Annotated in this window: 19 protein-coding genes; 5 read left to right on the forward strand and 14 right to left on the reverse strand. The window is 32.6% G+C overall.

The genetic code is table 11. The annotated features are described in order from the left end of the window. Positions 1 to 14: 14 nt before the first annotated feature. Genes ACOOWA_RS12755 through ACOOWA_RS12770 form a run of 4 tightly spaced genes read right to left on the reverse strand, consistent with a single transcriptional unit; the run spans position 15 to position 3,321 of the window. Positions 15 to 1,478, reverse strand: coding sequence for a relaxase/mobilization nuclease domain-containing protein (locus tag ACOOWA_RS12755; protein ID WP_421375704.1), 1,464 nt, complete (start codon positions 1,476 to 1,478; stop codon positions 15 to 17). Next, positions 1,475 to 1,837: a hypothetical protein gene (locus ACOOWA_RS12760; RefSeq protein ID WP_421375705.1), complete on the reverse strand. Its 363-nt coding sequence runs from the start codon at positions 1,835 to 1,837 to the stop codon at positions 1,475 to 1,477. Before ACOOWA_RS12760 ends, ACOOWA_RS12755 begins: the two co-directional genes overlap by 4 nt. Positions 1,838 to 1,865: 28 nt before the next feature. Beyond that, positions 1,866 to 2,189, reverse strand: coding sequence for a bacteriophage spanin2 family protein (locus ACOOWA_RS12765; RefSeq protein ID WP_421375707.1), 324 nt, complete (start codon positions 2,187 to 2,189; stop codon positions 1,866 to 1,868). Between the two features lie 40 nt (positions 2,190 to 2,229). After that, positions 2,230 to 3,321 carry a hypothetical protein gene (locus ACOOWA_RS12770; protein WP_421375709.1) on the reverse strand — a complete coding sequence of 364 codons (1,092 nt, stop codon included), beginning with the start codon at positions 3,319 to 3,321 and terminating at the stop codon, positions 2,230 to 2,232. Positions 3,322 to 3,990: 669 nt separating this feature from the next. Between ACOOWA_RS12770 and ACOOWA_RS12775 the strand changes: the two genes are divergently transcribed. From ACOOWA_RS12775 to ACOOWA_RS12790, 4 genes are all read left to right on the forward strand, one after another. Beyond that, positions 3,991 to 4,269, forward strand: coding sequence for a hypothetical protein (locus ACOOWA_RS12775; RefSeq protein ID WP_421375710.1), 279 nt, complete (start codon positions 3,991 to 3,993; stop codon positions 4,267 to 4,269). A gap of 10 nt (positions 4,270 to 4,279) precedes the next feature. Then, positions 4,280 to 4,528 (forward strand): hypothetical protein, encoded by a 249-nt coding sequence (locus ACOOWA_RS12780; protein WP_421375712.1) that lies wholly within the window; start codon positions 4,280 to 4,282, stop codon positions 4,526 to 4,528. Between the two features lie 144 nt (positions 4,529 to 4,672). Continuing rightward, positions 4,673 to 5,764, forward strand: a complete 1,092-nt coding sequence (locus ACOOWA_RS12785) for a hypothetical protein (RefSeq protein WP_421375713.1) — start codon at positions 4,673 to 4,675, stop codon at positions 5,762 to 5,764. Positions 5,765 to 5,963: 199 nt separating this feature from the next. After that, positions 5,964 to 6,503, forward strand: coding sequence for a transposase (locus tag ACOOWA_RS12790; protein ID WP_421375715.1), 540 nt, complete (start codon positions 5,964 to 5,966; stop codon positions 6,501 to 6,503). A gap of 193 nt (positions 6,504 to 6,696) precedes the next feature. Here ACOOWA_RS12790 and ACOOWA_RS12795 read toward each other — a convergent pair whose 3' ends face one another. The 10 genes from ACOOWA_RS12795 to ACOOWA_RS12840 form a co-directional block, all read right to left on the reverse strand. Next, complete coding sequence (locus ACOOWA_RS12795; protein WP_421375717.1) at positions 6,697 to 7,380, reverse strand: GNAT family N-acetyltransferase; 684 nt, start codon at positions 7,378 to 7,380, stop codon at positions 6,697 to 6,699. A gap of 218 nt (positions 7,381 to 7,598) precedes the next feature. Continuing rightward, complete coding sequence (locus ACOOWA_RS12800; protein ID WP_421375719.1) at positions 7,599 to 8,402, reverse strand: PRTRC system ThiF family protein; 804 nt, start codon at positions 8,400 to 8,402, stop codon at positions 7,599 to 7,601. Continuing rightward, positions 8,402 to 9,124 (reverse strand): PRTRC system protein B, encoded by a 723-nt coding sequence (locus tag ACOOWA_RS12805; protein ID WP_421375721.1) that lies wholly within the window; start codon positions 9,122 to 9,124, stop codon positions 8,402 to 8,404. The genes ACOOWA_RS12800 and ACOOWA_RS12805 overlap by 1 nt, the downstream gene beginning before the upstream one ends. 10 nt (positions 9,125 to 9,134) lie before the next feature. Next, the gene (locus tag ACOOWA_RS12810; RefSeq protein ID WP_421375723.1) at positions 9,135 to 10,292 is read right to left on the reverse strand and encodes a hypothetical protein; all 1,158 of its coding nucleotides are present in this window, start codon (positions 10,290 to 10,292) and stop codon (positions 9,135 to 9,137) included. Positions 10,293 to 10,345: 53 nt separating this feature from the next. Continuing rightward, on the reverse strand, positions 10,346 to 10,564 hold the full coding sequence (locus tag ACOOWA_RS12815; protein ID WP_421375725.1) for a PRTRC system protein C: 219 nt from the start codon (positions 10,562 to 10,564) through the stop codon (positions 10,346 to 10,348). A gap of 11 nt (positions 10,565 to 10,575) precedes the next feature. Then, entirely contained in the window at positions 10,576 to 11,118 is a 543-nt protein-coding gene (locus ACOOWA_RS12820) for a PRTRC system protein E (protein WP_421375726.1), read from the reverse strand. Positions 11,119 to 11,131: 13 nt separating this feature from the next. Continuing rightward, positions 11,132 to 11,470: a penicillin-binding protein gene (locus tag ACOOWA_RS12825; RefSeq protein ID WP_421375728.1), complete on the reverse strand. Its 339-nt coding sequence runs from the start codon at positions 11,468 to 11,470 to the stop codon at positions 11,132 to 11,134. 1 nt (position 11,471) lies between these two features. Beyond that, positions 11,472 to 11,909 (reverse strand): hypothetical protein, encoded by a 438-nt coding sequence (locus ACOOWA_RS12830; protein WP_421375729.1) that lies wholly within the window; start codon positions 11,907 to 11,909, stop codon positions 11,472 to 11,474. A gap of 75 nt (positions 11,910 to 11,984) precedes the next feature. Then, the gene (locus ACOOWA_RS12835; protein ID WP_421375731.1) at positions 11,985 to 12,197 is read right to left on the reverse strand and encodes an addiction module toxin RelE; all 213 of its coding nucleotides are present in this window, start codon (positions 12,195 to 12,197) and stop codon (positions 11,985 to 11,987) included. A gap of 10 nt (positions 12,198 to 12,207) precedes the next feature. Beyond that, a complete protein-coding gene (locus ACOOWA_RS12840) occupies positions 12,208 to 12,606 on the reverse strand; it encodes a single-stranded DNA-binding protein (protein WP_421375733.1) in 399 nt (132 codons plus the stop codon). Positions 12,607 to 13,244: 638 nt separating this feature from the next. Between ACOOWA_RS12840 and ACOOWA_RS12845 the strand changes: the two genes are divergently transcribed. After that, positions 13,245 to 13,421 carry a histone H1 gene (locus ACOOWA_RS12845; RefSeq protein WP_421375734.1) on the forward strand — a complete coding sequence of 59 codons (177 nt, stop codon included), beginning with the start codon at positions 13,245 to 13,247 and terminating at the stop codon, positions 13,419 to 13,421. The last annotated feature ends 50 nt before the right edge of the window (positions 13,422 to 13,471 follow it).

Here is a 13,471-nt window from a genome sequence, read left to right on the forward strand (position 1 = left end):
AAATAGCCTTGCTACTATCGGCGTTTCCTTCTCTTTTTACGTTCTTGCTCAGCAGGATCTTTAGCTGAGCCTGAACTTTTCATCAGTTCAAAAAACAATTCAGTGACCGCTGCATTCAATTCATTTCCTGTTTTGTTTTCAATTTTTGATGTGATCTGTATATTCGGATCAAGCAGTTTTTGGTACTGCTTTTCTCCAATCAAAGCCTTCACTTCTCCGATGTAATGGAATCTCGAATGAATTGCATAATATTTTCCATCTTCTGATTTAATGATGCTGACATCTCCATTATTTTGTGTTTTTAGATAGTCTCGAACATCGTTTCTGATGGCATTGTATATTTCCTTGTTTTTAAGTTTTTTATTCCCAAAAAGCATAAATTCCTTTATCTCATTTTCCGGTTGTCTAACTTTGAGAAAATCCAGTAGTAGAATTTTACTTTCACTATCTCTTACATTGTAATCCTTCAGACTTTCAAACAGTTTTTTATCTATTTTTTCGGAGGTGAACTCAAACAATTCGCTCATTTTCATAATCTCACTTCCTTTATAAACTGAGCCTGTTTTGTGGTCAATTAAAGTGTAACCAAAAGGTTGATACTCGTCTTTGTGATGAAAAACGACGTCAATCCCAAAAACATCTCTCAACTTTTTTTGAAGCTCACTTTCAAATTCAATCTTGGGAACTAGCTGATCTTTTTCTCTTATCTTTTCTTCTGGAAGCATTCCTTCCTGCTTCCTAAAATCCTCAACCTTGAAAACTTTATGTGAATAAATGTTTTTATATTTCCATAGAATTGCCCGAAGTTGCTTTGTTCTGTTTTTATCATTTTTATTATCAAAGGCCAATTGGTTTCCTGATATTGTTCGCTGGATAACTCCGTTTTTTAATAGTATCAAATATTTTTCATCATTTGTGTTTTTGCCCAGTTTGTATCCATTCCTATCAAGTAAAGTTTCTAATTGGTTTAGAGAACTTATATTGTAATTCAAAAGTCTATTCAGTTTTTCCTCTGGCTTGATTCCATAAATCTTTTCTAAAGTATCGCTTAATGATTTTTGAGCCTTCAGCTTCTCGTAGCTGTCGTTGATCTTCTTTCCTGTTTCTTTGTCAACACGCGTTGTAACAATGTGGACGTGACTGTTTTCTGTATCGTTGTGATAAACTATTATAAATGGTTGTCTACCATATCCCATTTCATCCATAAAACCTTCAGCAATCTTAGTCAACTCTTCTTTTGAATGTTCCTGAAATTTTGTTGAGATGATTGAGTGAAACTGGGGTTTCAAAACTTTTTTATTTCCATTTGAAATAGCTTTCAAGTAATCTTTGACCTGCTTCTTACCGCTATTCTTATTGATAAAGGATGGAAAGTTTTTCATTTTCATCAACTCCCCTTTTATTTCACTGACTTTCTTGTCATTATAATTCACTCCAGGAAAATCTGAACCTGCCGAAGCCATAATTTTGACAATCATTTTGCCAGCAGCGCATAGATGTTTTCAAATATTCTATTCTGCGACTGTTTTAAAATTATAATCTCTGAGAGCTTTTCTGAAAAATTATCCAGCTCTTTATTACTAATAAACTTTTGAGTATTGACAATTTTAGCGACCTGATTGATGTTGGTTTCGATTTTTGTAAAAACATTATCCTGTTTTTCAATGAACTCTAAAACTTTTCTTCTCTCATCATCTAGCATCCTGTTTTCTACAGAATTAATAATCAGACTTGTTAAAGAAATATTTTTTGCCTTGCATATAGTTTTCCAGTCTTTCTTTCTTTGGGTTGTAATCCTGAAGAATATCGTTTTACTCTCGTTTTCTTCTAAACTCATATCAAGAAAATAATTGATTTTTATTGTATCATATTGGAATGAAAATAACTGCTGCTACGACTAGAGCACCGACAATAACAGAGTTGAATGTTTGCCATTTCTTCATCTGTCGAATATTTGATTTTGTAATTTTGACCGATGTGTTTTTATTGGTGATTCCGTAAATACAATCTCTATCGATTCCGACGATTCGTACATTATAAACTTTTGCACTGAAGTCTTGTATTTCATAAAGTTTACCAATTTCTATCAAATTATCCTGCAGAGGCTTTGCTGGATTTGATATGATGGATTTACAGGATGTCAATGAAATGCAGATTAGCAGAAGTAAGAATTTAGAAATGTTTTTCATAGCTGTCTTTTTATTTAAATTCAAATGACTTTTCTTATTCTTAGGGAGTTGTCCAGCTTGCTACACCATTAACACTTTTAAGTATGTAAGTGCCATTAGATGGCGGCGGTGGTATTACTTCCGTAGCAAAACCAAATGTACCGTCTGCTTTTGCCATTACTTTTTTGGTATATGCTGGATCATTATCTGCGTTTGGCATTTGAGATGGCGTTACACTTAGCTTTCCATTAATATTTAGCCATCGTTCAGAAAAATCCCCCGAAATCAATGCAAATTTGTAATCCGTATAATTATTCGTGATACTATCCCAAAAGTTGGTTGAACTTGTTGTGACGGGGGTTGAATGTATAGCTAATTTATTACTGACACTTCGGTCTCCTGCAGCCGGACTGCCTGCTCCAACACCAATAAAAATGTTGTTAGAACCGGTTCTGTTTCCAGTACCTGATAGATAGCCGATTGATATATTATCATTTCCTGAAGTGATGTATGACATTGCACCAGGACCAATTCCAACGTTTCTGTTTCCTGTGATTGTTCCATTCAAAATTCCATTCAATGCTGAGACTCCTGCTCCATAATTTAATTTGCCTTTGATTTCTCCTTGAGACATTGCATAAGAGCTGGCTGAATTTCCTTTTCCGGAAGTTATTTTAGAATCTGTAGCGATAATAGAGTTGTATTCTCCACTAATTACACTGCGGGATTTTCCCAGAATATAATTTTCTTTTTGGTCAAAATTAAGTTCCAGATTATTTTTTATGATAAGTTCTACTGTCGAAGAATTTCCTCTAAGTGCCACTGTATTTATTGGATCCTCTTGAGTAAACGGCATCCAAATAATTCCATCAAAATAATATAATCCTGACTTTGTGATACGAAGAACCTGACCACTTAAACTAGATGCCGGGTCAGTCACAAAAACAATTGTTCCTTTTTTCGATGGTGAATAAGTTTTAGCAGAAAGTTGATCTCCAGTAATTCGAGGCGGAATAATCCCGTCATAATGATTGGTATCGTTGGGTTTTCCTACAACTTCTAAAGTTGCCTGAGGAGTTTGTGTGTTAATGCCGACCTGCCCTTGAACTATAAAACTAATTAATGACAGAAAAGAATAAATTAATGTCTTCATTTTTTTGACTAAGATTTCTTCTGCAAAGTTGGAACATCATAACCTCCAAAACAATAGTGTTAATGGGAGCTGGGCTAAATAAGAATACTCTGGATGAGTCTGGAATCTTCAAAGATTAAAAAAGAACAATTTGGATTAATTTGGAATCTTAACCCTAATTTTATTCAAAATAGAAAAACAAGTTCCGCCGTTTTTCCTCCTTTTTGCAGAAAAGGCAAGATCGTCTTTGTGTATCAGACTTGAAAAGGATGTATATACAAAGACACATCTTGCTATGAAAGAATTTAATTTTTTTAGAGATTTAAAAGAATACATTTTACGACTGATATTTAATCAGTTACATATTTTTGCCTCTAAAAGAAAAAAAACAAAGTAAGTTTAGATATCCAGCTACGGACTTTCTACTGAGGTTATGTTTTAATTTATGAATTTTTAGGCAGGTATAGCAATTACCTTAGTAATATTTACGTAGGTTATTTTTATACCTCGGTAAATTTTACGTAGGATAGACCAAAGTTTTGTCTTTTTATTATCCTTAAAAATTATAAACTGTCTCGTAAAATTTCCAATATATTATGGCTCAATTGATTCTTTAAAAAATCAATGATTTGTTTTATTTTTTTTCAAAAATTATTTATATTTGAGTAATAACCATATTAAACAATTTTTATGAGCTTCATAATCGTTGACGATGCTAATAAGCAATTTGATTATTTTATGCACGTCACATCTGATAGAGAAACCCACCTATATTCTAATATTTCAAAAATTAATAAAAAAAATAGTACTCAACTAAAACCAATTCCTGATGCTGACGCTGATGGTTATGTAAAATATTATGAGGATTTAGGTTATAGTATGAATCAGGGGCTGTATGATAAATTAATCTCGGATTTCAATTATAACTTAGCCGAAGGTGAAAAACATTTAGTACCGTGGATTATATAAAAAAAAACTTATGCATAAAACTACTGAATACACCTCTCAAATTATTGATTTGATAACCAGGGCTAAAATTATTAATCCAAAATTAGGGTCATATGTTGAACATTATTTAAATGATGATTTTAAATACTCCGTTGTCCTAAGCAACAATTACGGAGTAAAAATATCGAGAACTTTAGTAAAAGATTTTAGTGTGATGCCAAGTGTACTGGAGAAGTCTGACATTATCGATATTGCAGAAAGTGCTTGGAAACTTGAATAGTCCAATATTAAAATCAATTTTGGTAGATTTTTTTAAATGAATAACCTTCTTTAGATTATGAATGTATCATTTCTTATACAGTTAAGAACTTTCTCTCGATATACCATCGAATTATTTCGTTTTAATATGTTATAAAAGGTAGCAATGAAAGCAGGAAACGTTAAGGGAGCACTGTTAGAATATATTGTACGACAGCTGCTAAAAAATTGTGGTTTTACAAATGTGCGAGCTGTTGATCCATTTTCTTTTGAGAGAAGTGGACTGTTCTTCGTCAATGGTAAGGGAGCAGCGCACGATGCGGATATCATTATGAACCCACCAATCCAAATGCCCTTTGCTTATCCCACCCAACTGTTATTTGAATGTAAAGCATATGGCAATAGCGCCAGTTTGACAATTGTTAGAAATGCAGCTGGTTTGAGAAATGATATAAATGACTTTGAAATTGTAACCAGAGAAAGTATTTTAGAAAGGCAGAATAATAGACGAGCGAACTATGCTGTTGATACAAGAACTCGCTTTCTGTATCAAGTTGGAGTTGCGTCTGTCAATGAATTTACAAAACCGGCGGTTGAATTTGCTTCCAATAACAAAATTCCCTTGCTTTCGTTAAGTTGGTTTTTAGGTCCGAATACTATACAAAACTTTAATAGTATTAATCAAGCACTAATAGATAGTTTTGCGCAAGAAGATATTAGAAACGTTTATGATTTTTTAAAGGATAGAGAGGGAAACTTGTATAGTGAAAGATATCATAGAGCATATGAATTTCTTAGAGATGACAACATCCTTGGCGATATTGTAACCTTCGCAAACACCGTTTTGCGTTACTCCTATGTTGGTTTGTTAGAGACAGGTGATATGGTTTTTTTGTTTTCTAGAATGAGAACTGAGAACAACATCCTGAATAGTGAAAATAATTACGGAACTTTTTCGATATTAAAAGCTGAAATACATTGGAATGGAGAGAACCCCAATGTTTGGACACTTTCTGTTTATAATCCAAGAAATAGAGAGCAGTCGACAGATTTTGATTTTTATGTACCAAAAAGAATTTTTAGTCACTGGAAATCTTTTAACCTAAATAAATCAGTTGCCCTCGATATAAAACGTGATTTTTTCTCAAAAATTTTTGTTTTTAACCAACGTAACAATCCAGAGGCACCTTTCAGCATTATCAACATTGACGAGGAGTGGCTTGAAGGAGCAAGACAAAGGTTAGCTGAAGAAGGATAAGTAGTTTTTTTGACTTAAACTTGATCAGTCCCAAAAAAAACTGGAACTTTTTTCCAGGAATACATCAAGACAAAATAGTATTTTGACTTTGAAAAGTAATTATGTATTAAAACAAATCCACTACGTACGAGTTATAATTGAGATGCAAAAAAATCATTGTAAATTGAGACTTCTAATCAACCAATCGAATATTAATAAAATGAAAAATATATTACTCCTTTCCATTATTTCAATCTATTCTACAGCATACAGCCAAACTAACTGCGAAGCTTTAAAAAAAGAAAACGAAACCTTACAATTTGCGAATAAAACTTTAATATCCGATAAGGAGTCTCTTAAAAAAGTACTAGATATAAACAAACCTATTACAGAAATTGAAAAAGAAAATTCATCATTTATAATAACAAAGGTCGCTGGCAATAAAAAAGAAAAAAGTATTGCCATTTCATTTCTCATTGAAGCAAAAGATGAAAACAAAAAAATGACAGTTGAAGATGTATCGATAGTAGATATAGAAGGGAACGAATACAAAATTGATTTGTACAAATCAAGCAAACCATATCCTGACTTAGTATTAAATGTACCTCTCAAAATGACTTTCTCATTTAAAGATATACAAGACGAACCTTTATTTATAAAGCTTTTCAAATTTAAAACAACCTCACAGCCAGAAAGAAACACATTCGAAAAAGCAAAATCTAATTTAGAGTTTCGTGATTTAAAAGTTTTCTGGAATTAATAATATTTTGAATATCAAAATTCAAGGTATTAAAATATAAATACACAACTTTTTTTTCAAAATATGGTAAGCCCATAAAGGCAATATTTTTGAAAATAGGTTGCATACAAATTAAAACAAAAATGCATTTCCGACCACACGGAGGAATTGCATTTTTGAATTTTATATTTTCTCTAGCCATAAAACTCAGCCCTTACGAGTTTTTACTCCAAAAAAAGTCTTCTAATTTCCAAGTTTGATTTCTTATTTGATTAACCAATTCTTTAAGTTCATCCGTATAATCTGTATTTCCATAATTCATTTCTATTTCAGTTTGTATTGCCCAAAGAGATCTTGCCAAATAATTAATTTGTTTCTTAAGTTCACTTATTCTCTCCTGAGATAAATGGGTTTCTGCTCCTTCATTGTAGTCATTAAACGTAATTTGATGACTTGATAAAAAGTATTCGCCATCTTCAAATGCTGTAAATCCTAAATTAACTGCTACTTTTTCAGAAGCCTTAAAATTTTCTGCACCAATCTCATTTTCCTTTATTGTTATTCGTTGTTTATCCCTACTTAAAAATAAATGAGGAATAATACGATCTCTCAAAGCCATTGTCAAATAACCCATTCCTCTGTAATCTGGAAGCACAAACCAATGTAAATCTTTTTGCATATCGAAAACAATCGCTACAAAGATGTTTTCATTATTTTTAACCAGATAAAAATTACTCGGACCATCTGAATTCGTAACACTATCAGTCAATTGTGGTTTATCAATCCAAATCTTAGCAAAATATACGTTTGCGTTCAAGGGTCTTAAATAAATAAGACTAGATGATGTGTCATTTTGATTTAATCTTTCAAGTAGGGACTGGAGGGCTTTGTTCGTCATTTTTTAAACCTTAGTAATATCAAATTTAGAATAATACTTTTTAACAAATCAATAAATAATTATAATTGGTGGTAACCTTTTTTCTAAAACATCATATAGCCAGAGAACTGCAATGTTTTAGAAATGTGGTTGCATCATTCTTAGCAAAAATGCGTTTCCGATTACAGGGAGGAATTGCATTTTTGCCGCCCGATATTTTAATTAGACGGCAAAATTTATTACACCTTAATTGGTTGGGAATGGAAATTTTTCAAGTTTAGAAAAAATCCCCTGTTCTCCGTAAGTCCATCACGGAATAAATCAAATAAAAGTGAGCATCCCATTTGCGCCAATGTAGCATTAATATATAAGCCTTGCTTTTCTAAAGCTTCTGCTAAACTGCAACTTGGCGTATCATCTTCAGTTTTGGATTGTTTTAAAAGCTCCCCAAATTCTTCTGTAACAAAAGGTAAATTACTTCTCGTCTCGTACTTTTCAGATTTGGGTTGCGGTACACTGCCGACGGTCGAAAATAAAACTTGACCTGTGGTTTTACTATTACCAAAGTCCATCCAATATTTCGGCTCATTATAAAAGCTTCTGTAATCATCATTGTTTTTTAGAATTTCGGCAACACCAAATCTTGCTTGCACATTATCTACGCAGGTAATAGTAATGGTTGCTTTTGCATTTTCAGGAACTCTGCCGAAACTGTCTTTTTGAAATTTATTAGTTTCGGCTTTCCAATTAGTTCCTGCCCATCTGTTGATTCGATTAATTAATGCAACTGATTTATATAAACCTATTTCACATTCAGCAAAGCGTTGCCTCCCTAAGTTAGCACTTGTGATAATATCATCATCCCACAGACGTACCTGCAATCCTGCGTGTCCTAACTCAATCATACTGTGATTCATTTCCATTAAAGCGGTTAAAACTTTTGAACCCGTTCCGCCTCCGCCTATAAGATTTACCGTAATTGGATTTGTTGGATTCAGTACACTACTATCTGTAAAATGTACAGTTTTCTTTATCGTCGTCATTATAAAAGATTTTTAAGAGTTTTACTGCTTTTTTTCAGCACTTTTGTAGGAAATAATTCATTAGTTTTCAAAAGTTCTCTCCAAAGGCTCACAACGTTTCCTTCTATAGGATTGTGACCTCCAACCAAATGACTGAAATAAGAATTAAAAAAATAATTCTCCCATTGTTCTATAAAATCTTCTACAGAGCTTGAGTTTTGAATATTGACATCTACTGTTCCCATACAAACATTACCATCGTCATACACATTGAAAAAAGGAGCATAATACAATTGTGTTTTTTCTGTTGGTCTTTTGTCGCTATTTAAAGCAAATACGGTAAGCTGTTCTTTATCTGCAAACCAAAGCATAGCAGGAACATTTGCGAAACCATTTGGTATTTCCAAATATTTCACAAAGTACATTTGTCGCTGTTGTGACAGAGTGTACCAAATCACTGAACCATTTGCACTTGGATTGATATGCAAAATATTAGCTGATAAAATACCTTTAGGTTTTAAAAATGCTTTGTCTTTCTCTTCATCAATATTTAATGATTTTGCCAAAGCTTTTGCTTCATTTACAGTTAATGGATGTGCATTGATTGGACTTCCATCCTTGCCCATATCGAAATGTTCAACATAGGAAGTCTCATTTTTATCAGTCGATTCATAAAAAACTAATGCTGATTTTGGCTGATAGAGAACGCCAAAATATTTATTTATATCAAGTACATTATTCATTTTTTGAAGTTTAAGTGGTTAATAAATCGTGTAAATTTTCGATGAGGTTGAAAAAACGATTTTCAAAATCAAAATCGGCTGTTATAATACTTCTTCCATTGATGGGAGTATAAATTGTCGGTTCTTCAATACTTCCGTACTCGTTGAACTCTGCATTAATACTTTCTTCAATATTTCGATATAGACTGCCTTTTGTATCGGCAACAAAAGAAATATATTTCTCCATCCCAATGGCTGTATTGCTGTAGTCATCCTCGTATGGATTTTCTTCGGAGCTTGGTTTGTGAGTAAAAATTGTTTTTGTTGGATACTCTAAATAGAGTGCAAAAGCATCCGAAGCAATTTTTTGACAGTCTCGGTCAAATTCATTTCGAATTTTAAAACTAACCAAACGCTCATCAAAAAATTTCAAATTCTGAATATTTGATATTTTTTGTTCTATCTTATTTCCTATACTTTTTGAAATCAAAAACTCACGTCTGTATTCTCGTAAATCCTCTTCATCTTCATCATCCTGCGTCAGCCATTCTTCGTGCATATCGTATATCCAATATAAATAACTATCCTCTTGGCGGTAATATGGTACGTCAGCAACCTTATATAGATAACAGTACACACATAGTAATAATTCAGCGTTCCGCTTTAATTTCTTGTTAGAAAGCATTTGAAAAAGTGGCAGAACTGGAATAAAAAATAACGTTGTCCCAACATCAAAAGTTTCTTCCTTTGCAAACTGAATTTTCTCGTTCTCTATTATTAATTTGAAATTACTCCAATCTTCATTTTGTCGTTTTATTTTACTTTCAATATCCCATATCGCCAAGGCAATATTATAAGGATAATCAAAATCTCGAGTTTGCATTGGGTTTAAATTATATTGACTAGAAAACTTAGAAAGGGACTTATAAAAATCCCTTTCTGTTTTAATAATATCTTTGCAATCTCGGAATATTTCAACCTCTTCTTGCTTCGGAAGAAACCTGCATTTTAGAAAACCATTGGAAGCTGTTGAATCGGTACAGATTTCAGTTTGTCTTTCTGAATTTCGTTTAAAGTCTTTGGTTTTTGAATCCAATTTGCGAAGACTTGAAGTTGTCGATGTAACTTTTGTTGTTGCTGTTCTTCGGGTAGTTTTATCTTTCCCGATATTATTTTTTGTTGCATTCATTTAAATATTGTTGGTATTTGAAAATTTCGATTGAATACAATCTACTACGTTTTTTATCCTTTAGTTCCCATTACACTCTCAAATCGATACTGAACAGTATCATCAATAATCTGTGGTGCAGAAACTTTCGCTGTTGTCAATGTTGGATAAGTATTGGCATAAAAGTTCATTACAGCTTCAACACTCCATTTCGGTTCGGGGTCTGTCAAACGGATTTCCTGTCCGTTCTCTTTCAGTATGAAAATCCTTTCTAATTGTGTTGCTAATAACATAAAATCAATTTTTAAGATTTAACATCCTCGGTTATTTGCTCAGTAAAGAGGCTTGGAGCAAAATGCCTTTCGTATTCATCTTGTTTTTTGCCGATAGCTTCTGCAAAATCGGGATAATCCGAAATTTTCGGTAAAGCTGACCACGCATCTTTATACTTACCCTCTTTTTCGAGTGATTCGGCTTTTTCAAAGGCTTCTCTGTATTTTTTCTGCTTGGTTTCCGTCTCTTTTTTTTCCTTGTCGGATTTTTCCTTTTCCATTGCAGATTTTTTCTTTGCTTCTTCAAGCTGTTTCATAAAACTTTCCATATCCACCATTAATCCCGAAGCGGTCTGCAATGGTGTTGAAACAGTTTCAAAAAAACCGTTATCCAATTCTTCTGCTGTACCTCTTAGATTCAGAGGTGGAATATGTTTTCTTGCCTCGTCTCCACATTGCTCATTATTGAGCAATATGGAAATAACGAAACTATTTTCTACTGTAGGTCTAATGGTGAATTGTAAATCTCCCTGGAGATTCATTTTTGCTATTTGTCTAAAAAAATTAGTCTGCATAATTTTAAAACTTTTAAATTTTATCTAAGCTTTTGATATAATCACTGTATCGTTGAGTTACATCCTTACCTTTTCGAAATGAGTTTTTTGTATAATTAAAACCCTCTTCGAAAAATTTTATATCCTTTGTTATTAAATCTATATAATATCGATAAGTAGCATTTATCCGTCTTTCGTCCATTGTACAATGTGTTGTCAAAAATGTCAATTCCTTTTCGCTATCATTAAGTAAAAGCAGAGGTAATAGTAATTGTTCAACGATGTAACCTTGCTCAGGTGCTGAGCTGGAATCAGCAACGCAAATCAATGATTTGCCGTTGCTGAGTTTGATATGAAGATTGGAACGTGTCATATTATTGGATTAATGAAGTCAATGTAAATTCCTCTGTCCAAAATTCTTCGCTCGTGTGTTTTCCGAAAGCGTTGTAGATAGCATTCCCATTCTTAAAAACCTGCATCTGATAGCAATGGAGGTTATTGTCGGGTTGAAAAAGCTTTTTCAAATCGTCTTTTTCCAACTCAATAAAAAATCTGCTTTCTTCTAAAAGCCATTCTTCCAATTCGGGATAATTTTCTGCCGTAAATTTGAAAAATTCTATATTGGTGTCTGCATAATTCAGCCATTTTAAATCGTTATCATTTTCAACTTTCTCAACTACTTCCAATCGCTTCTTTTGAATTCTTTTCCAATCTTCTGTAATATGAATGACTGCAAAATTGCAGTTGTCCCATTCGCTGTCGGTCATTGCTTTTACAAGTAAATATTCTGTGGGTTTTATTGATATTGTCATTGCCTATTATTTTAGAGTTATAGTTAAAGCAACCACCATTACAGGTAGTTACTTGTTTCTTAGTTGTTTTTATTATTAGTTAATCATTTCATAAATGTATGTTCCACTTGCTTTGAAAGGATTTGTCCCCTCGGTCAATCTTATTTCCGAATTAAATATTTTGGAAATTTTTCTTGCATACCGTATTGCTGTGGTTCTATCGCAAACAGTTTCATAGTAAACTTCTATTGCATCCCATTCTCTTTTATCCTTACGCTGTTTTATCTGAAAATTAAACTGCACTTCCATATCTCAATAATTAGAATGGTAAATCGTCGTCCGTATCTCCTGCAAAAACATTCTTATTCTGCGACTTATTAATGCTTTTACCCTTTTGTGATTCTGCTTTCTGTCCACCGCCGTGCAGTTTAATATTTGATGTATGGAAATTCAATCCCGATTTGATTTCTCCGTCTTTGCCTATCCAAGCATTACTGCTTATTCTTCCCACTAGCTCTACCAAAGTTCCTTTGGTCAGAAACTCGGCAATTTTAGCATTAATCCAATATGAGCAATTGTAGTAAGTAGTCATCTCTACTCTTTCTCCTTGTTTGTTGTAACTGTCATTGATAGCAACTGAAAAATTAACGACTTGTTTGTCGTTATTTAAAATGTTGATTTCTGCGTTTTTGGTAACTCTACCGATAATTGTGTTCATAAAATTTCGCTTTATTTGTTAATATTTTTGTTGATTAAAATTGTGAGTGATTTGATTTGGTATCGAGGACACTCGGCTCTTTTTTTTAATTAAGTTTTGAAAAACAGTATTTCTTGTTGGTATTTTTATTTGTTTTATTCGTTGATGTCAAAGAACGTCTTGAGTTGAATTGATTTGTATAACTGAGGTTCCGGCTTTTTCTTTGCCTATGATTATAGGAAAGCATCAGGCATACAAAACCCGATTCACTTGCAGTAAAAGGCTACGTTGGTGAATCGGGCTTGAAATCTTTTTGTCCGGAGGATTTAGGAGTGTCTGGAAAAATTATTGGAGTGAAATGGAAAGAATTTTTATAGAAACCCAAAAAGATTTTTTTGAGTGGATGATGCTGTCCTACATTTGCATTAGTAAAAAGCCACGACTACAGTTATGAATGATTCAGCGACGTTTTTTTCAACGGATAATCCTAGAAAATTCATAAAAAAAAGTTTTTCTTTCAACTCTTTTTTTTTAAAAATATATCTACATTAATCTGAAATACATTTAATCATCGAGAATATCTAATAATGTGGCTAAAGATTATTAGATAGACCAGAATAAAAATTATATTTGCGCTCTTAATTTTATAAACTTATCTTATGAAAGAACTTATTGAAAAAATCAACGCAGAATTTGAGGCGTTTTCTAATGAAGCTGCTCAACAGTCAGAAAAAGGAAATAAAGCTGCAGGAACAAGAGCAAGAAAATCAGCTTTAGAACTAAGCAAACTATTTAAAGATTTCAGAAAAATTTCTGTTGAAGAATCTAAGAAATAATAATTGATAATAATAAATCCCAGCTTTGCAGTTGGGATTTGTTTATTCAT

Origin of the sequence: Chryseobacterium sp. GP-SGM7 (assembly GCF_049166575.1) — a bacterium.
Lineage (GTDB): Bacteria > Bacteroidota > Bacteroidia > Flavobacteriales > Weeksellaceae > Chryseobacterium.

Bases quoted from the DNA above. Each gene is read 5' to 3' on its own strand.
- ACOOWA_RS12755 (WP_421375704.1), bottom strand. From the start codon at position 1,478: ATGATTGTCAAAATTATGGCTTCGGCAGGTTCAGATTTTCCTGGAGTG.
- ACOOWA_RS12760 (WP_421375705.1), bottom strand. From the start codon at position 1,837: ATGAGTTTAGAAGAAAACGAGAGTAAAACGATATTCTTCAGGATTACA.
- ACOOWA_RS12765 (WP_421375707.1), bottom strand. From the start codon at position 2,189: ATGAAAAACATTTCTAAATTCTTACTTCTGCTAATCTGCATTTCATTG.
- ACOOWA_RS12770 (WP_421375709.1), bottom strand. From the start codon at position 3,321: ATGAAGACATTAATTTATTCTTTTCTGTCATTAATTAGTTTTATAGTT.
- ACOOWA_RS12775 (WP_421375710.1), top strand. From the start codon at position 3,991: ATGAGCTTCATAATCGTTGACGATGCTAATAAGCAATTTGATTATTTT.
- ACOOWA_RS12780 (WP_421375712.1), top strand. From the start codon at position 4,280: ATGCATAAAACTACTGAATACACCTCTCAAATTATTGATTTGATAACC.
- ACOOWA_RS12785 (WP_421375713.1), top strand. From the start codon at position 4,673: ATGAAAGCAGGAAACGTTAAGGGAGCACTGTTAGAATATATTGTACGA.
- ACOOWA_RS12790 (WP_421375715.1), top strand. From the start codon at position 5,964: ATGAAAAATATATTACTCCTTTCCATTATTTCAATCTATTCTACAGCA.
- ACOOWA_RS12795 (WP_421375717.1), bottom strand. From the start codon at position 7,380: ATGACGAACAAAGCCCTCCAGTCCCTACTTGAAAGATTAAATCAAAAT.
- ACOOWA_RS12800 (WP_421375719.1), bottom strand. From the start codon at position 8,402: ATGACGACGATAAAGAAAACTGTACATTTTACAGATAGTAGTGTACTG.
- ACOOWA_RS12805 (WP_421375721.1), bottom strand. From the start codon at position 9,124: ATGAATAATGTACTTGATATAAATAAATATTTTGGCGTTCTCTATCAG.
- ACOOWA_RS12810 (WP_421375723.1), bottom strand. From the start codon at position 10,292: ATGAATGCAACAAAAAATAATATCGGGAAAGATAAAACTACCCGAAGA.
- ACOOWA_RS12815 (WP_421375725.1), bottom strand. From the start codon at position 10,564: ATGTTATTAGCAACACAATTAGAAAGGATTTTCATACTGAAAGAGAAC.
- ACOOWA_RS12820 (WP_421375726.1), bottom strand. From the start codon at position 11,118: ATGCAGACTAATTTTTTTAGACAAATAGCAAAAATGAATCTCCAGGGA.
- ACOOWA_RS12825 (WP_421375728.1), bottom strand. From the start codon at position 11,470: ATGACACGTTCCAATCTTCATATCAAACTCAGCAACGGCAAATCATTG.
- ACOOWA_RS12830 (WP_421375729.1), bottom strand. From the start codon at position 11,909: ATGACAATATCAATAAAACCCACAGAATATTTACTTGTAAAAGCAATG.
- ACOOWA_RS12835 (WP_421375731.1), bottom strand. From the start codon at position 12,197: ATGGAAGTGCAGTTTAATTTTCAGATAAAACAGCGTAAGGATAAAAGA.
- ACOOWA_RS12840 (WP_421375733.1), bottom strand. From the start codon at position 12,606: ATGAACACAATTATCGGTAGAGTTACCAAAAACGCAGAAATCAACATT.
- ACOOWA_RS12845 (WP_421375734.1), top strand. From the start codon at position 13,245: ATGAAAGAACTTATTGAAAAAATCAACGCAGAATTTGAGGCGTTTTCT.